A 20,548-nucleotide genomic window follows, 5' to 3' on the forward strand; every position below is an offset into this window, starting at 1 on the left:
GTGGCGCCCCAGCACAAAGTTCTGCGCCGCACATTGACATTTTTCAGGGTGGGACACAGAGTTTGCTTTACGCTCAGGAACGAGCGTAACAAGAGCCTGACCCCACCAGGCCAAACCAGTCCAATCCAACCAGGAGACATCCCATGCCAAACACCGTCGATCTGCCACCCACTTCACCTCCGGCCGCCGCCAGCGACGGCGAGGGCGGCATACCGGAAATACATACCATCGGTTATGACGCGCCTTTCCGCTGGCTTGCGCGCGGCGCCGAAGATCTGTTCGCCACGCGCTTCAAGGGTTCGTTTTACGGGTTCTTGTTTGCAGTAATGGGCCTGCTCATTGCGACGGTATACGAGACGCAATGGCAACTGACGATGGGCATGGCCGCCGGTTTCTTCCTCGTCGGGCCGTTTGTCTGTTGCGGCCTTTACTGGTTGTCCCGCCAACGTGCACGCGGCGAGACAACCAGCCTCACCGAGTCGCTGACGTGCTGGAAAGCCAGCCCGGCATCGATCGCGTTCTTCGCAGCGATCCTCACTTTCCTGATGGTGATCTGGGCCCGGGTATCGGTCGTGATCTTCGCGCTGTTTTCCACGGCGAGTTTCCCGACATTGCAGGGCATGCTGCAGCAAAGTTTTTCCTTCGATAACCTGCCGTTTGTCATTGCATGGTTCGGCGCCGGCTTCGTGTTTGCCTCGCTGGCCTTCGCCATCTCCGTCGTGTCGGTGCCGCTGATGCTGGACCGCAAGACGGACACCATGATGGCGCTGTTCGGCAGCGCGCGCGCCTTGTGGATGAATGCCGGCCCGCTGTATGTCTGGGCTGCACTGATCGTCGTGCTGATCGGCAGCAGTTTGGCGTTGTGGTTCGTGCCGCTGGTCGTGACCGCACCGCTGGTCGGACATGCGACATGGCATGCGTATCGAGAGCTGGTCAAGGACGCGGCCGTAGAGCGTTAAAAATGCCGCCTGCGGCAAGCCGGGTGATACGCACCTGTTGATGAGTGACCGGTGTCGGATTGACACCGGTCGTGCTTCTTATTCTGGGTGAGCGCGCCTTTCGCGTATGAGCGCTCACCCACCATTCCATCAAATGTTCAGTAAAGCTTCACAGCTTATTTCGAAGACTTCCCCGCAATGGTGCGGCGGTACTCCTTCATCTTTTGCTCGTCCTGCAATCTGTTGAACTCCTTCTTCCCCTGGTACATCAGCCATGCAACAAAGATGATGGGGCCAACAAGAAATGCGAGAACTGCTCCCCACAAGACGCCTGCTTTTAGCGCGAGAAACTCGCTTCCCGGAGCAATGAATGCGCTTGGCCCGCCAGTAAGGAACGCATCGCCGAGTGCGACCGCCAGCGCACTGCGTGGAGCGCTTTGCACCATCAAGCCCAGTAAAAGCCCGATCAGCAGCATTGGCACGGCGATGAACACTGCAGCACGTAGCATCCGTTGCCTCGATGGCATCAACGTCGAGTAATCAATTTGATCTTCAGTTTTCATGGCGGTCTGGTCGACGCTCCCAAGAAGGGAGGGAAATTTGCAGGAAGAATTTTCTGCGCGTCGCCTTAGCTTACGTAAGGGCCGAGACCTTGTCTATTGAAAAGAGAGACAAGGAACGGCAATGAAGAGGACTGCCCGCTGCAACGGCATGAAGAATTGCGGCGCCGGGTTTGAACGCGCCCAAGCTGAGCCTCGCTATCCGGGATTTGTCGGGATCACCCTTTGCGGCTGACGCATCACGCTGTGCGTATCAGCCGCAAACATACCGGTCGGCATGCTGTCTCGCTCGTTCAGCATGACGCCGCGTGCTTTGTTTACAAGGCGGGGATGAGAACCTTGTCGATCACATGAATGACGCCGTTGCTTGCTCTTACATCGGTGGCGATGATTCGCGCGGGAGCTGCACTTGTATCGCTGATCGTCGGCGGCGTTCCGGCGTTGATCGAAATTGTTTGCGACGCAAGCGTGTCGATCGGCGTGCCGAACGGTATCTGTGATGCAAGCACTTGCGTGCCAAGCGCATGATAGGTCAATACCGTCGCCAACTGCTGGCTCGTGAGGCCGGTAGGCGCTGCGGAGAATGCGTCGTTGGTGGGAGCAAACACCGTGAACGGGCCGGGGCCGGCCAAGGTCCCTTGCAGGTTTGCCCCAACGACTGCGCTCACCAGTGACGACAGTTGTGGATTGACCTGCGCCATCTGCACGATATTCAGCACGCCCGGCGGAATCAGCACTTTATCGATTGCGTGGATGACGCCGTTGCTCGCCGCAACATCCGGCGCGGTGACGTCTGCCGTAGTCAGTGCTGCATCAGTGATTGTCAAGGATGACTGACCACTATTGAGCGTCAATGCGGCGGGCTCTCCTTCGAAGGCATACAGCGTGGTCTGGGCAGACTCGGGGGCTGTCAGCAGCTCGGACGCTTGCTTGGTGGTCGGCAGGACGTGGTAGGTCAGGATGCTCTTCAAGGTTGCAGACGGCAAAGCCTCGACCATGGCGGTCGCGTTTGCAAAACCCAGGTTTGTCGCGAGCGCGTTGAACGCAGCGTCAGTCGGTGCGAACACCGTCAAACGGGCATTGGTATCCGCCAGTGCAGCACCCAGCTCCGCTTTGGTGGCAGCGGCCAGCAAGGCACTGAATCCGCTCGTGCCGGCGACTTTGTCGATTGTGGACGGCGTGCCGGTGGGAGGCGTAGATGTGTCTGACGCTGTCGGCGCCGCGCCAGACGAGGCAGCTGGATCGGAATCGTCATTGTCGCTGCCGCCGCAGGCGGAAAGCAGAACTGCGGATAACAGCGGGATGGCAAATTTCATCAATTTCATGGCGGTCTCCGGCTAAGTCGTGATGAGTAACAGGTCAGGGTTGAGAGCGTCGAATGCGCTCACCCGGCATCGAAAGCATAGGAGTCCGCACCAAAGGCGGTTTGAGATTTGTCAAGCTCTCCGGTGAAATGTCTAGGACAAAAAAGGATTGCATCCCTGCCGCCAGCTTGATGAGAAAAATAAAAAAGGAAACGCCCGGTGCGGAAGACACCAGGCGCTTACTGTTGCCTGATCGTTGCGCCGATCAGGAGCGCGACATCTTGCTGCTGGTGTAGATCGTGTAAAGAGCGGACAGCCCGACAACTGCATACACGATCCGTGAGAGAAGGCTCATTTCACCGAACAATGTCGCCACCAGGTCGACGTTGAACAATCCGACGAGCCCCCAGTTGATGCCGCCGACAATGAGCAGAGTCATCGAAAGCCAGTCGACAGCGTTGAGCCGGTTTGCCCGGGCGCCGTGCGCTCCGGTGCGTCGTTCGGGAATATGGCGCCTTTCATGGATGTGACCTTCAACAGTAGTTGCCATGACTTATCTCCTTGTGTCTTTACGAAAGCTGCGTACGCGTGACTTGCTGTTCAGCCGAAAAGCCGATTGACGGCACTCGTGCAGGTAACTCAAATGGACTGTGATGCCTTGGGAAAGTTCGATGGAAACACCTATTTGTCCACGACAAAGAGAGGATTGCAATCCCCAAGCAAGGGATGCAAATCTTCAAAGCCGTTGATTCATCAAGGAAACGTTTCGCAGCCACGGTCTATGCATTCTTGCGCTCGATTGAGAGGGCATCGCCGGGCTTCTTGCGTTTGGGAGCGCGGGTTGACCTCCGCTCTACAGGAATGGGCACAGAGCCTCTTAGAGCCTGTTTGAAAACTTACTGCGCAGCCCGATTTTGGCTCTGCGATGCTCGTCGTACCTCACGTACGACTGCGCTTCTCAAGCCAAACTCGGACCGCTCGCTACAGTTTTCAAACAGGCTCTTAAGGAACGGAGCAATCATCTTGTGATTACATTGCTGCGCCGCGCGGCACAACGATGGTGCATTGGGTGAACCGCCATCCGCTTCGGAAAGTCGTAATGCCGTAATGCCGTAATGCCGGTGGACGCATGGGGCCACCAACCGTAGGTCGCTGCGGGCAACAGGAACGTCATGCAGTGTCAGATATGGCATCCACTACACCCGATCCCTTGTCCCGGTCCTATCGAATCAATCAACACAATTTCATTGCGGGCCTATCCGCAATAGCCTACGTTGAACGAGAGGAAGCCAGCCTTTGGCCTTCTGCCTTTTCTTCGTTTCTTTCCTTCAGCAGTTACTTCAAAGAAGCACCACTTAACCGATGGAGGCGCGACATGAGCGACAAACCGGATACACAGAGTGTCAGCGAAAGCGAGAACCCGGCGATCCCTGCCCCAAAGCCGAAGGTCAGGCGACCGCGGACGAACAAGGACTGGTGGCCGAACCAGCTCGACCTGTCGGTGCTGCACACGCACTCGCATCTGTCCTGTCCGCTGGAAGAGGAATTCGACTATGCCGGGCAGTTCAAAAGCCTGGATGTCGAAGCGCTGAAGCAGGACATCATCGAGGTCATGACCACCTCGCAGGATTGGTGGCCGGCTGACTACGGTCACTACGGGCCCCTGTTCATTCGCATGTCGTGGCATGCCGCCGGAACGTATCGCGTCAGCGATGGCCGCGGCGGCGGCGGTGAGGGCCAGCAGCGCTTTGCGCCGCTCAACAGCTGGCCGGACAACGCCAATCTCGACAAGGCGCGCCGGCTGCTGTGGCCGATCAAGAAGAAGTACGGCCAGAAGATTTCATGGGCGGACCTGGTGGTATTTGCCGGCAACGTTGCGTACGAGTCGATGGGCTTCAAGACCTTCGGCTTCGGTTTCGGCCGTCCGGACGTCTGGGAGCCGGAAGACATCTTCTGGGGCCCCGAGGACAGCTGGCTGGGAGACGAGCGCTACAGCGGCGACCGGGCACTGGCCAAACCGCTTGCCAATGTGCAGATGGGACTGATCTACGTGAATCCCGAGGGCCCCGGCGGCAACCCCGACCCGCTGGCCGCCGCGCGCGATATCCGCGAAACCTTCAGCCGCATGGCCATGGACGACGAGGAGACCGTGGCGCTCATCGTCGGCGGCCACACGATCGGCAAGACCCACGGCGCGGCGCCGGCGGGCGGCAACATCGGCCCGGAGCCGGAAGGCGCCCCGATCGAGGAGCAGGGCCTGGGCTGGAAGAACCGGCACGGCAGCGGCAAGGGACCGGACACGATCACCAGCGGCCTCGAAGGCGCATGGACCAATAACCCGACGCGGTGGGACAACGGGTTCCTGGAAAACCTGTTCAGGTACGAGTGGGAACTGACGGAGAGCCCCGCCGGCGCAAAGCAGTGGAAGCCCAAAAATCCGGAGGCGCGGGATACCGTGCCGGATGCGCACGACCCCGGCAAGCGGCATGCGCCAACGATGCTGACGACGGACCTGTCGATGCGCATGGATCCGATCTACGGGCCGATTGCCAAGCGCTTCCACGACCACCCGGATCAGCTCGACGAGGCGTTCGCGAGAGCCTGGTTCAAGCTGCTTCATCGCGACATGGGGCCGCTGTCACGCTATCTCGGCCCCTGGGTTCCGCAAGCACAGGTCTGGCAGGACCCGGTGCCGCCTGTCGACCATGAACTGGTCAACGCGCAGGACATCGCTGCGCTCAAGCGCACCATCCTCGGCTCGGGCCTGACCATTCCCGAGCTGGTGTCCACGGCCTGGGGCGCCGCGTCCTGCTTCCGGCGCACCGACAAGCGCGGCGGCGCCAACGGTGCGCGGATCCGCCTCGCACCGCAAAAGGACTGGGAATCCAACGAGCCGGTGCGGCTGGCAAAGGTGCTGGCCGGCCTCGAACAGATCCAGAAGGAATTCAACGATGCGCAGTCCGGCGGCAACAAAATCTCGCTTGCCGACCTGATCGTGCTTGGCGGCAGCGCTGCCGTCGAGGAAGCGGCAAGAAAGGCGGGACACGACATGACCGTCCCGTTCGCGCCCGGCCGCACCGATGCGTCGCAGGAGCAGACGGACGCGAATATCTTCGATGTGCTCGAACCCCTCGGCGATGGGTTCCGCAACTATTTCAGGGAGGACGACCCGCTGTCGCCGGAAACGCGCCTGCTGGACCGCGCCAATCTCCTGAAGTTGACCGCACCGCAGATGACGGTGCTCGTGGCCGGCATGCGCATGCTCGATGCGAACCATGGGCAATCGAAGCACGGCGTGTTCACCGACCGGCCGGGGACGCTGAGCAACGACTTCTTCGTGAACCTGCTCGACATCGGCACCGCATGGCGGCCATCCGCCTCTGAGAAAAACGTGTACGAGGGCCGCGACCGTGCCACGGGCAAGCCGAAGTGGACCGCGACTGCTGCCGATCTCGTCTTTGGCGCGCATTCCCAGTTGCGCGCGCTGGCCGAGGTTTATGCGAGCGACGACGGACAGGAGCGGTTCGTGCGCGACTTTGTGACCGCATGGAACAAGGTCATGAACCTGGATCGCTTTGACTTGCTCGCCAACGGCAGCAATCGACACGTGATGGCAACCGCGCTTTAAGCGCGTACGACGCTACCTTTGCGGCAAGTGCAGGCAATCCTCGCAAGGACTGTCTGCTCCGTGTTGCTTGGGCACGTCAGCCAACATCACAGACGTACGCCCATGGTTCAAGACATTGCGGAGCTGCTTGCCAGGACTTAGGCACTGATTTTTTGTACGACTTGATTCTCCCGAGCAAAGAAGCCTGAACCTTAGAACCTGATCGGTATCTTTTTGACAGGTGCGTTCCAACGGGAAGGGATGCAGTGCAAGGCGCGGCACGCCGCTCAGGCTGGGCGCCTGCGCAAGCGCCGCAATGCCGCAATGCGCCCTTCCCGCTGGAACCCGGAGGGCAGCCGCGAGAACCGACCGCCTGCGGTGTTGCGGCTCCTTGCCGTGGTACCACCACGGCGCGTCGCCACGCCTGGCATTCAGCCGGTTCTCGCGGCTGCGCGCCTGTCAAAAAGATGCCGATCAGGTTCTTACACCTGAAGTGCTTCCTCTTCACGCAACACACCTCGGGAACAGTCAGACTGAGACAGCGCCAGATTCAACACGCGCTGTCTTCATCGTTTCAAACGCATGCGGCGGCATGGCATGTTGCATATGCCCAGCCACAGGCCCGGTTTTCATCCGCGCCGCTTCAATCCGCTCCCTCATCAACTTCACAGTCGCGCTGGCAGGTCAGGGCGACCCACGCACCTTTTTTGAATTTCCTTCTGGAAGATGGAGCGCTTCTTGCTCTCAATCCGGTATCAACAAGAAGATTGAAAGGGTTAGTCATGCCGAATTCTGCTCAACCGCCCGCCGCCAATGCCGTCTATCTTGCGCTGAAGGGCCTTGCCTATATCGCCGAACTGGGGATGGTCGGCGGCATCCTGTATGCCGCGTGGACCGCAACGCGCTACTGGTCAAGCATCGGCGTTTGATGCGCCAGCCTGCTTCTCCGCCCGTATTCCCAACTCCATCAGGGAGGAACCGCCATGAACCGACGGCAAGCACGGCTGTTTGCAATTATTTCAACCGCATTGGTAACTCTTGCCTTCATTGGCATGACGATAGACAGCCATCGCCAGTTTCCGAAGCTGACCAATGAAGACCAGATGACGCCGCAGGTCTTGGCGGGCAAGGACGTCTGGCACAAGTTCAACTGCACCAACTGCCATACCCTGCTCGGCGAAGGCGCCTACTATGCGCCGGACCTGACCAAGATCGCGGTGCAGCGCGGGCCGGACTACCTGAAGGCATTCATACGCGACCCGTCCCAGTTCTATGACGAGCAGAAGGTGCGCCGCGTGATGCCCAAGCAGAACCTCACCGACAAGGAGATCGAGGATGTGATCGCCTTCCTGGGCTGGATCGCGAAAATCGATACGCAGGGCTGGCCACCGCGTCCCATCCTGGTATCGGGCGCGGCGATCCCGGGGACCAACATGGCCAGTACCGCGCAACCTTCGCAAGCCGTGCAGACCGGCGCACCGTCGTCGGAGCCGGTGGCGCTAGGGCAAAACCTATTCAACGCCACGCCGCCGGCCTGCTTCGCCTGCCACTCGATCGCTCCGGGCGTCAACCTCGCCGGGCCGACATTGGCCGGCATCGGCGCCAAGGCGGAGAAGGCAGTGTCCGATCCGAACTACAAGGGCAAGGCCAAGGATGCGGCCGGGTATATCCGTGAAGCGATCGTCGAGCCGAGCGCGCACCTGGTCGAAGGGCCGACGTATTCCGCCGGCGGCCGCTCGTTCATGCCCGACACCTTCGGCAAGGACCTGAAGCAGGAGCAGATCGACCAGTTGGTCGCCTATTTGATGACACTCAAGTAAGGAGCCGAGCATGAGATACCGTTCCCAATCCGTGGCCTACTGGTACTTCGCGGTGGCGATGGCGCTGTTCGGCCTGCAGGTTGCCTTCGGCCTGCTTGCGGCGTCCAAGTACCTCGGGCCTGACCCGCTGATCAATATCCTGCCGTTCGACGTGGTGAAGATGATCCACACCAACCTGCTGGTGGTGTGGGTACTGACCGGCTTCATGGGCGGCACCTACTGGATTGTGGCGGAAGAGTCGCGCACCGAGCTGTACAGCGTGAAGCTCGCCTATGTGCAGCTGGGATTGTGGGTGGTGATGGGCGTGACGGCGGTGATCGGCTACCTGTTTCGCTACGGCACCGGCACCAAGCTGCTGGAGCAGCCGCTGCCGCACAAGATCGTCATCGTCATCGTGATGCTCATGTTCCTCTACAACATCCTGATGACGATACGGCAGACGCACCGCACGACGACCACCGAGCTGGTACTGCTGATCGGGCTGGTGATGACCGCGCTGCTGTACCTGCCCGCGCTGATCCCGTTCGATAACTACACCATCGCCACGTTCTACCGCTGGTGGACGATCCACCTGTGGGTGGAGGGCGTGTGGGAAATGATCCAGGGCAGCATGCTGGCCTACCTGCTGATCCGGCTGTCCGGTGCCGACCGCGAGGTGATGGAGAAGTGGCTGTATGTGATCGTGGGGCTGGTGTTCATCGCCGGCATCCTCGGCACCGCTCACCATTACTACTGGATCGGCGTGCCGCAATACTGGCTGCCGATCGGCGGCCTGTTCAGTGCGCTGGAGCCGGTGGCACTGGTCGGCATGGCGATCTACGCCTACACCGCGATGCGCCGTTCCGGAATGGCGCATCCGAACACGCTGGCCATTCACTGGACCGTCGGCAGCGCGGTGTACACGATGTTCGGCGCCGGTCTGCTCGGCCTGGCGCATACCTGGCCGTCGGTGAACAAGTGGACGCACGGTACGCTGGTCACGCCGATGCACGGGCACGCGGCGTTCTATGGCGCCTATGCGATGATCGTGATGGCCGTGATTTCCTACGCGCGGCCCTACCTGCTGGCCGGAAGGCGGGGCGAGAGCCAAGAAGCGGGCAGCTCGGTCGGCTACTGGGCTTTCTGGCTGCAGCTGGCCGGCATGTTCGGCATGACGCTCTCCTTTGCGACAGCGGGCATCGCACAGGTCTACCTTGAGCGCATCCTCGGCCTGGGCTTCCTCGAAACACAGCTCAAGATCCAGGTGCACTTCCTGATGCTGCTTGCAGCGGGTTCGATGTTTGCGGTCGGTGCGTTGCTGTTCATCTGGGACTTCTTCCGCTACCGGCCGAGCTTCGACGTCGTGACCGGCAAGATGGATGACGAGTCGATGCTGGCCGCGCGTCCGACGTAGGAACTCACAATGCAGGCATTGCAGGCGGAACCACTGCTCCATCCTGAAAAGGAACCGTTCTATCTGCCGCAGGGTGAGGAGATCGAACTGTTCACGCAATGCCACCTTCGTGGCCAGCCGGTGATGCTGAAGGGGCCGACGGGCTGCGGCAAGACGCGCTTTGTCGAGCACATGGCATGGCGGCTGAAGCGGCCGCTGGTGACGGTCGCCTGCCATGACGACCTGACGGCCAACGACCTGCTCGGTCGCTACCTGATCCGTGGCGACGAGACGGTCTGGCAGGACGGGCCGATGACGCGTGCGGTGCGCAGCGGCGCGATCCTTTACCTCGACGAGTTTGTGGAAGCACGGTCCGATACCACCGTCGTGATCCATCCGCTCACCGACCACCGGCGCATGCTGTCGCTTGATAAAACGGGTGAAGTGATCAAGGCGGCGCCCGGCTTCCAGCTCGTCATCTCCTATAACCCGGCCTACCAGCATGCATTGAAGGACCTGAAGCCGAGCACCCGCCAGCGCTTTGTCGCGATGGAGTTCGACTTCCCCGAACCGGAGCGCGAAATTGCCATCGTGATGGAGGAGAGTGGCGTGCGCCGCGACTGTGCCGCCGGACTGGTCACGCTGGTACAGCGCATCCGCCCGCTGCGCGACCGCGGACTGGCCGAAGCGCCGAGCACCCGCATCCTGGTCGCCGCGGCACAACTGATTGCCGCAGGCATCCCCGAGCGGCGTGCCTGCGAAGTGGCGATTGCAATGCCGCTGACGGACGACCCTACGCTGCTCGCAACCTTGCGCGACCTTATCGCAGGGAACTTTGCCTGATGCCGCCTGATGCCGCCTGATGCCTGAAGCAGAAGAACTCATCACCGATGCCGCCCGCCATGCCACCGTCGCAGCGCAATCCTTATGGCGGCGCTGGCGCGGCGAGCGCGAACAGGCGCCGTGCTGGCTGCTTGCTGATTACCGGGCGCGGCTGGAATACCTGATCGAAGCCGTGCTCGGCCGACAGATGCCGGTGCGCGTGGCGCAACCGGCCGCGCATGTTCCATGGCTGGCGCGGCTGGTGCGGCGCACCGCTGCCGTGCCGGCGGCCACGCTTGCCTTGCCGGCGAACGACGGCGTGGCCATCTACCTGCCGCCTAGCATTCCAGTCCTGTCAGACAGCATGGGCGGGAACCAGCAGGATTACCCGGTGCTGGCCTTGCTGCAGGGCGTGCGTGTGCTGCGCGGCAGCGTTGAGCTTGCCGGCCAATGTGACACGCCGTTGGCGTCAGAACTCTATTTGCTGGCGGAGGCCGTTGCGGCGGACCGCACCATTCGCCTACTGATGCCCGGTTGGTCCGCGCTGCTGCGCCAGCTTTATGCGCGTGCAGGCATCGGTAGCCTCACACAACGAGACAGGGCACGAGATCCCTTGCAGTCGGAAGTAGACAGGCTGTACCGTTCGCTGCTTGAAGAAAGGCCGGAGCCGCCCGTCACCGCGACGCCCCGCGATTCCGTGGCGTGGGCTGCTACTACTGCAAGCACGCTGGCAACAGAGCGTGATGCCCGGCGCTACCAGCCCGTGCTGGGCGACGCGGTGATCGGCCGCCTGCTGCCGCCGGAACACGGGCCGAGCAGGCTGGCACACCCGGGGGCGCCAATGGCGGCAACTGAGCATGAGCAGCGCCGCGCCACGCTGGCGCGGCGACCGCGCGTGCGCAAGAGTGACGAAGGCGAAGATGGTGATGAACCGGGCGTATGGATGATTCAGACGTCAGAGCCGCAGGAGCATGCCGAGGATCCGCTCGGGCTGAGCCGTCCGCAGGACATGGAGCACGAAAGCGATGCGCAGGGGCTGTCCGAATCGCTGTCCGAACTGGAAACGGCGCGCCTCGTTTCGTCGCCGGGACGTGCCGCCGAAACCCTGCACAGCGACGATGCGCCGCCAAGAATGGAAGCCGAAGCGATGACAGCGCAGGATGGCGCCGCGTTCGCCTATCCGGAGTGGGACCACCGCCTTTCCGCCTACCATGCACAGGCGGTACAGGTGCGCGTGGCACCGGCTTTGTCTGGTGCACAGGCGTGGGCGGACGGCGCACTGGCGCGCCATGCCGCAACGCTGCGAGAGGTGCGCCGCCGGCTCGGCGCGATTCGACCTTATCGGCAGGTGCTCAAGCGGCAGGCGGATGGTGACGAGATCGATTGCGATGCATTGGTGGATGCACGCAGTGCGCGCCGCGCCGGCGCCTCGCCCGAAACCGGCCTGTACCAGCAGGTGCGGCCTTCCGCGCGGCGCCTCGGCCTGTTGTTGCTGATCGATGCCAGTGGTTCCACGGACGCATGGGTCGCAGGAGCGCAGCGCGTGATCGATGTCGAGAAGGAGGCGGCGCTGGTGGCGGCCTGCGCGCTCGACATGGCGCGTGCCGATTTCGCGATCATGACGTTTTCCGGCGAGGGGCCGCATGGCGTCCAAATGCGCCGCGTGAAGGACTTCGGTGAACCCTGGAGCAATACCATCATGCAGCGCATCGCCGCCATCGAGCCGGACCGCTATACGCGGCTGGGCGGCGCGGTGCGCCACGCGACGGCATTGCTCGCACGCCGCGCGGCGGACTCGCGGCTGCTGCTGTTATTTTCGGATGGCAAGCCGAACGACTGCGACCGCTATGCCAGCCCCTATGGGCTGGAAGATGCGCGCCAGGCGCTGATCGAGGCGCGCGTGCAGCGCATCGACCCCTACTGCCTGACGGTCGACCGGGAAGCCGGCAGCTATCTGCCGCATCTGTTCGGCCCAGGGCACTACACCATCGTGCGGCATGCGCAGCAACTGCCGGTAGCGTTCATCGAATGGCTGCGTGGCGTTGCGCGGCGTGCGACCCAATGAGAAAGGAGAAACAGCGATATTGGCTTCATCCTTGTTAAAATCACGGCTTCCCCTGTTTCCCGCTGCATGCGCCAAAGTCATCCGGCGTTCCGGACCGCGCCATCCTCGCAGACTCGTTCCCATGAAAGTTGCCGAAACCATTACCGAAGACGCGATCCGATTGCTGGTCGACACGTTCTACGACGGTGTGCGCCGCGACGAGGTGCTCGGACCGGTATTCGACCAGGCCTTGCATGGCGACTGGGCGGGGCATTTGCCGCGCATGGTGGACTTCTGGACGACGGTGCTGCTCGGCACCAGCCGCTTCCAGGGAAATGTGTACGGCAAGCACATGGCCTTGTCGGGCATCGAGCCCGAGCATTTCGTCCGCTGGCTTTCCTTGTTCAAGCAGACCGTGACACGCCTCTTTGCCGAACCGGCAGCTGCAGAAATCCTGCTGGTGGCGGACAGGATTTCCGGCAGCCTGCAGCTTGGCTATTTTGGCGAACGTCAGGTTGCCATGCCGTAATCCGGCCTGCCTCTCCACTTCTCCTTTCTGTTTTCCGGCCGCTTCGTTCCATTGCTCGGCTTGTTTGCCGTCAATGAGGCCGTACGTTACCGACGTACATTAATTACGACGGGCAGCACATGCTCCAGAGAAGGGCGACAGGGGGAGGGATGATCAACTTTATCGTGGTGGGCAAGTGCAAGCGCGTCACATCGGCCGTGCTGCAAGCCATACGAAGCTTTACCGACGCCAAGTGCGTGGTGATCGGCGGGCCGGAAACCAGGCTCTTTCGCTGGTCGTGGCTGTGCAAACGCCAGATGACGATCGAACTCGACGGACGTGACGACTCGCTTTTCATTGAAGCGGTGCAGGCGATCCGCTCGCGCACCCCGCACGTGATTCTGGTTCCGGTGGATTGCGACGGCATCCGTCTGGTGAACCGCGTGCGAGGACAACTGCCAGTGGCGGTCACGCCCGTTCCCGATACCATTACGCTCGACATGTTCGACAACAAGTGGCGCTTCCACCAGTTCTGCACCGTGCACGGTCTGGCAGTGCCTGCGACGCGCCATGTGGCATCGAAGTCGGCGATCGATTTCGACGCGATTGCTGCCGAGATCGGACTTCCCTTTGTCGTGAAACCGCTCAACCTTGCCGGATCGGCGGGCGTGCAGGTCGTCCATCACCGGCACGCCTTCGAGCAGGGCATCTTGCACAACGCGCGCTACGACTATGGGCCGCTGATCGTGCAACGCTATATCGACGGCGAAGATATCGACATCAGTTTTCTCGCGATCGGCGGCCGCATCACCGCATTCGCGATCCAGCAGACGGAGGAGGCGTACATCCGGTTCCGGCCGCATGCCGAACTCGAATCGCTGGCGGCGCAGCTGTGCGCCGCGGGTGGTTTCCATGGCGTCATGCATGTCGATGCCCGCATCGAGGCGGCAACCGGAAAGGTCTACCTCATTGAGTCGAATCCGCGCTTCTGGGCTTCGCTCACGGCCTGTGTCTGGGGCGGGTTGAATTTTGTGGCCGAGAGCATCGTGCCCGCCGCCAGGACGGAGGGCATGCGCCGTCTGGTTGCAGGTGCCGTCAACATGCGCAATCCGCTGATACGTCCGTCAGCGTGGCGCCAGCTCGCACGGGACACGAGTGCACGCGGGCGCCTGTTGCGGACAGTGGCTTTCGATCCGCCGTCACTTGGGGCATTTGTCAGCGAGTTGCCGCTCGCCTGCTGGCGCTTTGTGGTGAAACGGGCGACCGGCTTGCCGAAACGGCGTGCGAATGATGCCCAGGGTTCTGTGGCCGCGACAAGAACCAGCCTGGCCGATCATGCCGACGTTGCTGCTGCAGACAGCGACCTGATGAAAGAACCTGCTTGAAGACCGCTTGCTTAAGGCTTACCCGTTCCGGTTGAGTAATTCTGCGCGGCTGATACAGAGCCGTTTCACATGAATACGGGAATTTTCCGCGATGCCTCATTGTCTACGGTACCCCACTGCAGACATCAATCGAGGCAAGTCATGGACAACAGCAAAACTCCGGAAAAGAAGATGGCGACTGAGGCAGACGCCAAATCGGTGGACGGCCGCTCGGGCAAAAGCAACAAGAGCAGCCAGGATGCCAAGAGCCATACCAAGGCCGGTTCCACGCAGGGCGCCGGTGGCGGCAAGAAGCAGGAACGCCATCACTGAGGCGTTCCCCGAAGCAGAGTGGGGACGGCGACCTCATTCTGCTTTCCTTGCATAGGCGATCGGCAAACAAAAAGGCCACCCGTTGGCGGCCATGCGGTCGTTGTGGCGACTCGAATTTCGCTCAGAGTCGACTCAGAGTGCGCTCAGATGCCGAGCAGTTTCTTTGCTTCCTGCAGGGATTGCATCGATTGGTCGTGCTTGCCTTCCTTGTGAAACTTTTCGCCTTCCGCCCGGAGTTCCTTGACCTTCTTCATGTCTGCCTCGCTGAGGCTGGGCGATGACTTGAGCTTGGCATCGATCGCCTTCATTTCATTGGGACAGTTGTTGGCGCCGGCAAACGGCGAGAACACCAGTGCCGACACGGCAAGCAAAGAGAATGCGATGCGCGTTTTCATGACAGCCTCCTCGTTGAATGGCAAGGCTCAAGCTTGCAGCAAATGAGGGCGCTTGTGTCATGCCATGGTGCTGCCGCCTTGTGCCGCATCAAGCCGTATTACGCACGGCCATCACTTCAGGCGGTACCACGCCATGCCGACCCACTCGTGAAGCGCGTATTCGCTGCGGCGCAGGCCTTCGCCGCTGGGCATGAAGTCGGTCGGGGTAAATTCGCCCCGGCTGAAGTACAGCGTCGGGGCGGGCACCACGTCCAGGCCGGCTTTCTCGAACACGGCGCGGGAGCGCGGCATATGGATCGCATCCGTCACCAGCAGGATGCGACGTATGCCCGCCTGTTTCAGCATCTCGGCAGAGAACGCTGCGTTCTGGGCCGTATCGTTCGACTTTCCTTCCATCCATTTCACCGGCACGGCGAAGCTCTGCTGCAATATGCGCGCCATGAGGGCGGCTTCGGACTCGTCCCTGCCGTCCGGCGTGCCACCGCTGGTCAATAGCGGAAGTTGGGTTTCCCGATGCAGGTGTGCCGCATAGCGGATGCGGGCAAGCGCGGTGATCATGGGAATGTCGCGCCCGTCGTACTCCGCGGCATTCATGATGCGCCCGCCGCCCAGCACCACGATCGCTTGGGCTCCCGTATTGCGTGTGGCGGTCAGGGGCGGATTCTGTGCTTCGAGCGGAGCGACAAAGAGCAAGGCACCCGCGGGCGTACTGATGACGACCAGTGCCAGCAGCGCGCTGACGCTGAGCGTCGCGCCGAAGCGCGGCCAGCGGCGGCGCATCATCACGCCGGCCAGACACAGCAGGATCAGGTTGAGCGGCGGCAGGATCATGGCGCTGATGGCCTTGGTCAGGATGATGCTTGTGTTCATGTCTTGTTCTTGAATTGTTGAAAGATTGACACTGCTCCGAGTGACGCCTAATTGACAGGTGAGCGGGCGGTGTGAAAGCAGAGAAGGCCTGCCTTGCATGGGCGTGGCGTGAAAGTGTGTCAGCGGCAACCGATGCAATCGTAAATTCTTGGCAATATTCTACCGGCGTGATCCTTCGATGGTGTTGCAGGCTTCCGTTACGCCTGTTGCAGGGCAGGCATCATCCAAAAATATTTGATGCAAACCCTTGCCTAACGGCAATAACACTTCTAGATTGTGTGCTGGGGAATGACTATTCGCCTGTGTGCATTGTGCATGCTAGAGCCATATCAGCCTTGTTGTCCCTAGATAATTGTGCAACGCCCAGCAATGACGGCACAGCCCGGCTGATATGGCTCTAGTCCTATATAGAACCAAATGGAGATAGAGAAATGATGAAGACCTGGAAGTTTATTGTTGGCGCCTGCCTCAGCCTCGGCTTGGTGGCTGCTTCGAGTGCTGCAGACAAGGGGACAAAAGAGGAGGCGGTAGCGCTTGCGCACAAGGCGATCGCGTTCTACAAGGCGAACGGCAAGGACAAGGCCTTCGCTGAAATCAGCAATAAAACCGGGCAGTTCGTGGACCGCGACATGTATGTCTATGTCCTCGATACCAAGGGCATGATGATGGCCCACGGCGCCAACGAAAAGCTGATCGGCAAGGACCTGACCAACCTGAAGGATGCCGACGGCAAGCTTTTCGCGCAAGAACTCATCGGCTTGGCGAAAGCGAAGAAGACCGGTTGGGTAGACTACAAGTGGCCGCATCCGGTCACGAAGCAGATCGAATCCAAGACGACCTATCTGGAGCCGCATGACGGTTATGGTTTTGCCGTCGGTGTTTACAAATAAATTCGCTTGACGCAGCTGCCGCCCTGGCGGCAGCTGCACCTTATCTGGCGCCGGACACTACACCCACTGCCGGTTCAGCCTGGATTTCTCCACTTCGATACGCAGGACTTCAAAACCGCCGTCGTAATAGCCTCGCGACTGTGCCAGCTCGCGCGCTTCCTCGGCACTCAGGAAATGCCCTGCCTGCGATGCATCATCCGTCAGGGACACATCCCCGGCAAACGGATATAGATAACCGTCATTCGTTTTTACGATGTAGGCGTGCATTCGTTTCTCCTTGATCGTCGCTTGTCGTCACCCGGTGTCCGGGTTTTTCTGGCGTGCTGGTGTGCGTATTGGAGGGTTTTTCGCGGCAAAGGCTCCCGTGCCGCCCCGGATCCGTTGCAAATTTGCCCGGTGCACATTCCTTCTGCTGGCAGCACCTTTCCCTGTATGGCGCATTCCGGCTGCGGCCGGAATATTGGCGCAAGCTTGTTACGTTTCTTTACAGAAATTTTCATTGAACTACGTTAACTTGAAATTCCGCAGGCCGTTCGCCTGCCTTCCCGCACTGCAAGAACCGTTGTGACCGGCCATGTTACGCATCAGTCAGTATTTCGCAGTCCTTACAGTCTTCGGTGTGGCCGGCATGCTGCTGGCTGCACCGGCATGGGCGGCCGATCTGACGATCCCTCCCGGGCCGCGCGCCATGGGGCAGCGGGCAGTGCAGCAAACACCCGATAAGCCACGCAAGGACATGCAGGCATCACGGACCCCGCGTCCCATCGTACGCGCGGAGCAGAACCGGCAGCTGATCGTCCCGGCGGTGAAATCAAAACGGATAAAAAACGGCAAGCGCAAGATCCGCACCTATAACCTGTACCGCGATCCGGTATTCAAGCTGGCCGGTGCGGTCACCAGCCATACGCCACTGACGGCGCGCCCCGGCGAGGCAAGGCCGGCTGTAGGCATGCTGGGCAGCGGCTATAACTACAGTGTTCCGTCAAGCATGCCGCCCGGGATGGCGATGGCGCGTGCCGCCAAACCGGCAGAGCCGGGTACCGCCGCGCTGAAGATGGAAGACGCAGAAAGGAATGCCGATGCCGGCGGCCTGGAGTTCGCCTGCCGCGAGAAAGCGTTTACTCCGAATTACATCCGGCGCGACATGAGCGCCTGTTATCAAAGCAATCTCGACAAGTCCTGGCGCACGCGCACTTTTGTATCGCAGGGGCTTACCGATGGCGGCCGGGAATGGGGCGGCGGCCTCTCCCTGATCTACGCACATTGAGTTGTGCGCACGGAGTTGGACCGCAGCATGGATTCCATTCAATATCTTGACAGGCACAGTACATGAAACGATTCGCTCCCTTGTTCTTCATCGCCATCGCTGCACCTGCGCTGGCACAACAGATGCCGCAGGCGCAGCACTCGCTGCCGATCACCCCGGCGCCGGGCCAGCAAATCCAGCCGGCACGGCAGACGCCACCCATGGAGGGCTTGCCGCCACCGATCGACCCGGTCCTGTGGGAAGCGCGCGTGCGCTTCGAAGAACGGGTCAAGCTGGCGAAGAGTGCGGAGACGGACGACAAGCTCAGGAACTACCCGCATGCGATGTTCAAGCGCGCCGGACGTCATATCTCGCGCTCGATGCGCTCCTGCATCGCACGTTCGCCCAAGCCGGAAGAGAAAACCTTCGTCCTCGTCGCCGACATCACTCCAAAGGGAAAGGCCGATGCGGTCGAAGTCAGTCCGGACAACGCCGTATCGCGTTGCTTTGCAGAGAGATTTTCCTCCGCCACTTTTCTGAAACCGCCGGCATATGAAGGCCGGGGCGGCTTTCCGGTCACGCTCGGGGTGCGCGTCAGCCCCTGACGCCCGCTCGCTGTCCAGCAAGCATAAGGAAAGCGTCGCCTGATGCCCTGATCAATGCAACTCCGCACGGCGCCTTGCGGTCTGATTGTCTGGATGCCTGATTCAGGTGTCATCCAAACAATAAGCGAAGGAGTCCGCAATGCGTACCTCCAGCATGCTTTGTGCCGTGGCGGTAACACTTAGCCTCGTTGCTTGCGGCACGCCGCAGGAACGTGCCGCATACAGGGAAGATCCTGTATTGGCCATGGCCCCGGAGTACGGCCCCCTGTGCGAGAAGGCCGGTCTTGAACGAGGTTCCGATGCCTGGCGCAGTTGCATCGCCCGCTCGAGCACGCGCAATGACCTGCAGCAGCAGGGCCTTTTCTACGACCGTTACATGCAGTGGTACTGGATGCGCTGAACGTGTCCGGCCTGTTGCCGAACAGGTAAACGGTTTCATTCCACACGGCGCGAATTGCGGCGAGTTGGGCTAAATCGTGCTGAATCGTGCTGAATTGCGCCTGCATTACGTGCCTGCTCCCCGCATGGCGCAAGGCATGCGTCGTTATAATCTCCCGCAACCTTGATTGCACGTTCAACGTGCTCCGCCATCGTGCCGCCACCTTGCCGCCATCGCGCGGCAATCCCGGCCACCCTTTCAAGAAATAATCCATGCTGTTCAGACATGACGACAATTTGAGCCTGCTGCTTGCTTCGCTCGGTATTTCCGACGACATCCTCGCAAGAAAGAACCTGCCGTATTACGCCGACGCACAGGAGGTGGTGGTTGCCGAAACCGATGCCGCCGGACGCGACTATCTGCTGATTCCGACCGCCGCCGCCGCGTGGCGCGCGATGAAGCATGCAGCGCATCAGGATGGCGTCGTCATCGAGCTTGTATCCGCTTTCCGCAACATTGAGCGCCAGGCCGACATCATCCGCGCCAAACTGGCGAAGGGGATGGAGATTGATCGAATCCTCACGCTCAGCGCACCGCCCGGCTACAGCGAGCACCATACCGGGCGCGCAGTTGACATCAACACGCCGGGCTGCGAAGCCACCGAAGAGCCCTTCGAACACACGGATGCCTTCCGCTGGCTGGGCGAGCATGCGACACGTTTCAGTTTTACCTTGTCCTACCCGCGTGGCAACAGCCTCGGCTTTATCTATGAACCCTGGCACTGGTGCTACCAGCCTGCCGCAAATACACAGGACTTCGCATGAAACTGAAGATGGCCGAGAACTCGCTGTTCGCAATCCTGTTGCGCAAGCCATGGTGGATCAGCATGGTCATCGCCGGTGTCTGCGGACTCGCCTTCAGCGCGCTGATGCCGGCACGCTTTGCCGTTGCCGGCATGGCGGCTGGCATGCCTTTTTTCATCATCGGCATCATTGCGTTCATCCGGCATCTCGGCAAGCCGAGCGCGGCGCGCATTGCGCATACCCGCGAAACCGTGCGCACGATGTCATGGCCCGGCTTTGCGAGCGCGATCGAGGCTGCGTACCGCCGTGACGGCTACGAGGTCGCCCGTCATGCGGGAGCGGCAGCGGATTTCAGAATCACGCGCGGCGGACGCTGCGCGCTGGTCAGCTGCAAGCGCTGGAAGGCAGCCAGCATCGGCGTCGAGCCGCTGCGCGAACTGCATGCGGCCGCAACAGCGCAGGACGCACAGGAAAGCATATTCATCGGCATCGGCCAGTTGAGCGACGCGGCGCGCCGCTTTGCACAGGAAAAGCAGATTCGCCTTGTCCAGGAAGCGGAACTGGCCCAGTTGCTGCAGGGGATGGTGGCGCAGTCGTAGCCTTCCGGCGTTGGTTCCATATCCTGATTTGACAACAAGCAAAGTAAATTCGCGTTGGCACTTTCCGGGAAATTACCTGTGTGAACCAC

General features: G+C 61.0%; 22 protein-coding genes. 16 read left to right on the plus strand and 6 right to left on the minus strand.

From position 1 onward, the window contains the following. Nucleotides 1-143: 143 nt before the first annotated feature. On the plus strand, nucleotides 144-959 hold the full coding sequence (locus ACYVIA_RS21240; protein WP_460844183.1) for a DUF2189 domain-containing protein: 816 nt from the start codon (nucleotides 144-146) through the stop codon (nucleotides 957-959). Between the two features lie 155 nt (nucleotides 960-1,114). Here the strand turns inward: ACYVIA_RS21240 and ACYVIA_RS21245 are convergent, their stop codons facing one another. The 3 genes from ACYVIA_RS21245 to ACYVIA_RS21255 form a co-directional block, all read right to left on the minus strand. Further along, a complete protein-coding gene (locus tag ACYVIA_RS21245; protein ID WP_460844184.1) occupies nucleotides 1,115-1,501 on the minus strand; it encodes a hypothetical protein in 387 nt (128 codons plus the stop codon). Nucleotides 1,502-1,815: 314 nt separating this feature from the next. After that, entirely contained in the window at nucleotides 1,816-2,823 is a 1,008-nt protein-coding gene (locus tag ACYVIA_RS21250) for a fasciclin domain-containing protein (protein ID WP_460844185.1), read from the minus strand. A gap of 244 nt (nucleotides 2,824-3,067) precedes the next feature. Next, nucleotides 3,068-3,352: a DUF378 domain-containing protein gene (locus ACYVIA_RS21255; protein ID WP_460844186.1), complete on the minus strand. Its 285-nt coding sequence runs from the start codon at nucleotides 3,350-3,352 to the stop codon at nucleotides 3,068-3,070. 825 nt (nucleotides 3,353-4,177) lie between these two features. Here ACYVIA_RS21255 and katG point away from each other — a divergent pair. The 9 genes from katG (at nucleotide 4,178) to ACYVIA_RS21300 (ending at nucleotide 14,672) form a co-directional block, all read left to right on the plus strand. Further along, nucleotides 4,178-6,430 (plus strand): catalase/peroxidase HPI, encoded by a 2,253-nt coding sequence (katG, locus tag ACYVIA_RS21260; RefSeq protein ID WP_460844187.1) that lies wholly within the window; start codon nucleotides 4,178-4,180, stop codon nucleotides 6,428-6,430. Nucleotides 6,431-7,191: 761 nt separating this feature from the next. Then, nucleotides 7,192-7,338, plus strand: a complete 147-nt coding sequence (locus ACYVIA_RS21265) for a hypothetical protein (RefSeq protein ID WP_460844188.1) — start codon at nucleotides 7,192-7,194, stop codon at nucleotides 7,336-7,338. Nucleotides 7,339-7,392: 54 nt separating this feature from the next. Then, complete coding sequence (locus ACYVIA_RS21270; RefSeq protein ID WP_460844189.1) at nucleotides 7,393-8,229, plus strand: c-type cytochrome; 837 nt, start codon at nucleotides 7,393-7,395, stop codon at nucleotides 8,227-8,229. A gap of 10 nt (nucleotides 8,230-8,239) precedes the next feature. After that, the gene (locus ACYVIA_RS21275) at nucleotides 8,240-9,622 is read left to right on the plus strand and encodes a cbb3-type cytochrome c oxidase subunit I (RefSeq protein ID WP_460844190.1); all 1,383 of its coding nucleotides are present in this window, start codon (nucleotides 8,240-8,242) and stop codon (nucleotides 9,620-9,622) included. 9 nt (nucleotides 9,623-9,631) lie between these two features. Next, nucleotides 9,632-10,444 (plus strand): AAA family ATPase, encoded by an 813-nt coding sequence (locus tag ACYVIA_RS21280; protein ID WP_460844191.1) that lies wholly within the window; start codon nucleotides 9,632-9,634, stop codon nucleotides 10,442-10,444. 19 nt (nucleotides 10,445-10,463) lie between these two features. After that, nucleotides 10,464-12,488 carry a nitric oxide reductase activation protein NorD gene (locus ACYVIA_RS21285; RefSeq protein ID WP_460844192.1) on the plus strand — a complete coding sequence of 675 codons (2,025 nt, stop codon included), beginning with the start codon at nucleotides 10,464-10,466 and terminating at the stop codon, nucleotides 12,486-12,488. A gap of 121 nt (nucleotides 12,489-12,609) precedes the next feature. Continuing rightward, on the plus strand, nucleotides 12,610-12,996 hold the full coding sequence (locus ACYVIA_RS21290; RefSeq protein ID WP_460844193.1) for a group III truncated hemoglobin: 387 nt from the start codon (nucleotides 12,610-12,612) through the stop codon (nucleotides 12,994-12,996). A 149-nt stretch (nucleotides 12,997-13,145) separates the two neighbouring features. Beyond that, nucleotides 13,146-14,360 (plus strand): ATP-grasp domain-containing protein, encoded by a 1,215-nt coding sequence (locus ACYVIA_RS21295; RefSeq protein ID WP_460844194.1) that lies wholly within the window; start codon nucleotides 13,146-13,148, stop codon nucleotides 14,358-14,360. A gap of 141 nt (nucleotides 14,361-14,501) precedes the next feature. After that, nucleotides 14,502-14,672: a hypothetical protein gene (locus ACYVIA_RS21300; protein ID WP_460844195.1), complete on the plus strand. Its 171-nt coding sequence runs from the start codon at nucleotides 14,502-14,504 to the stop codon at nucleotides 14,670-14,672. 143 nt (nucleotides 14,673-14,815) lie between these two features. Here ACYVIA_RS21300 and ACYVIA_RS21305 read toward each other — a convergent pair whose 3' ends face one another. Both ACYVIA_RS21305 and ACYVIA_RS21310 read right to left on the minus strand, forming a co-directional pair. Continuing rightward, nucleotides 14,816-15,067: a hypothetical protein gene (locus ACYVIA_RS21305; protein WP_460844196.1), complete on the minus strand. Its 252-nt coding sequence runs from the start codon at nucleotides 15,065-15,067 to the stop codon at nucleotides 14,816-14,818. A 111-nt stretch (nucleotides 15,068-15,178) separates the two neighbouring features. Next, the gene (locus ACYVIA_RS21310) at nucleotides 15,179-15,937 is read right to left on the minus strand and encodes a YdcF family protein (protein WP_460844197.1); all 759 of its coding nucleotides are present in this window, start codon (nucleotides 15,935-15,937) and stop codon (nucleotides 15,179-15,181) included. Nucleotides 15,938-16,368: 431 nt separating this feature from the next. Here ACYVIA_RS21310 and ACYVIA_RS21315 point away from each other — a divergent pair, with 431 nt between their 5' ends. Continuing rightward, a complete protein-coding gene (locus ACYVIA_RS21315) occupies nucleotides 16,369-16,827 on the plus strand; it encodes a cache domain-containing protein (RefSeq protein WP_460844198.1) in 459 nt (152 codons plus the stop codon). A gap of 57 nt (nucleotides 16,828-16,884) precedes the next feature. On the opposite strand, the gene ACYVIA_RS21320 is transcribed toward ACYVIA_RS21315, so the two are convergent. Next, nucleotides 16,885-17,094 carry a hypothetical protein gene (locus ACYVIA_RS21320; protein WP_460844199.1) on the minus strand — a complete coding sequence of 70 codons (210 nt, stop codon included), beginning with the start codon at nucleotides 17,092-17,094 and terminating at the stop codon, nucleotides 16,885-16,887. A gap of 307 nt (nucleotides 17,095-17,401) precedes the next feature. On the opposite strand from ACYVIA_RS21320, the gene ACYVIA_RS21325 reads away from it, so the two are divergent. The 5 genes from ACYVIA_RS21325 to ACYVIA_RS21345 all read left to right on the plus strand — a co-directional run bounded on the left by ACYVIA_RS21325 (nucleotide 17,402) and on the right by ACYVIA_RS21345 (nucleotide 20,459). Further along, nucleotides 17,402-18,094, plus strand: coding sequence for a hypothetical protein (locus ACYVIA_RS21325; RefSeq protein WP_460844200.1), 693 nt, complete (start codon nucleotides 17,402-17,404; stop codon nucleotides 18,092-18,094). A gap of 62 nt (nucleotides 18,095-18,156) precedes the next feature. Continuing rightward, nucleotides 18,157-18,678 carry a hypothetical protein gene (locus ACYVIA_RS21330; RefSeq protein ID WP_460844201.1) on the plus strand — a complete coding sequence of 174 codons (522 nt, stop codon included), beginning with the start codon at nucleotides 18,157-18,159 and terminating at the stop codon, nucleotides 18,676-18,678. Nucleotides 18,679-18,817: 139 nt separating this feature from the next. Then, nucleotides 18,818-19,078, plus strand: a complete 261-nt coding sequence (locus ACYVIA_RS21335; protein ID WP_460844202.1) for a hypothetical protein — start codon at nucleotides 18,818-18,820, stop codon at nucleotides 19,076-19,078. Between the two features lie 251 nt (nucleotides 19,079-19,329). Further along, nucleotides 19,330-19,881, plus strand: a complete 552-nt coding sequence (locus tag ACYVIA_RS21340; RefSeq protein ID WP_460844203.1) for a M15 family metallopeptidase — start codon at nucleotides 19,330-19,332, stop codon at nucleotides 19,879-19,881. Next, on the plus strand, nucleotides 19,878-20,459 hold the full coding sequence (locus ACYVIA_RS21345) for a restriction endonuclease (RefSeq protein ID WP_460844204.1): 582 nt from the start codon (nucleotides 19,878-19,880) through the stop codon (nucleotides 20,457-20,459). The genes ACYVIA_RS21340 and ACYVIA_RS21345 overlap by 4 nt, the downstream gene beginning before the upstream one ends. Nucleotides 20,460-20,548 lie beyond the last annotated feature (89 nt).

Source organism: Noviherbaspirillum agri, from assembly GCF_054780595.1.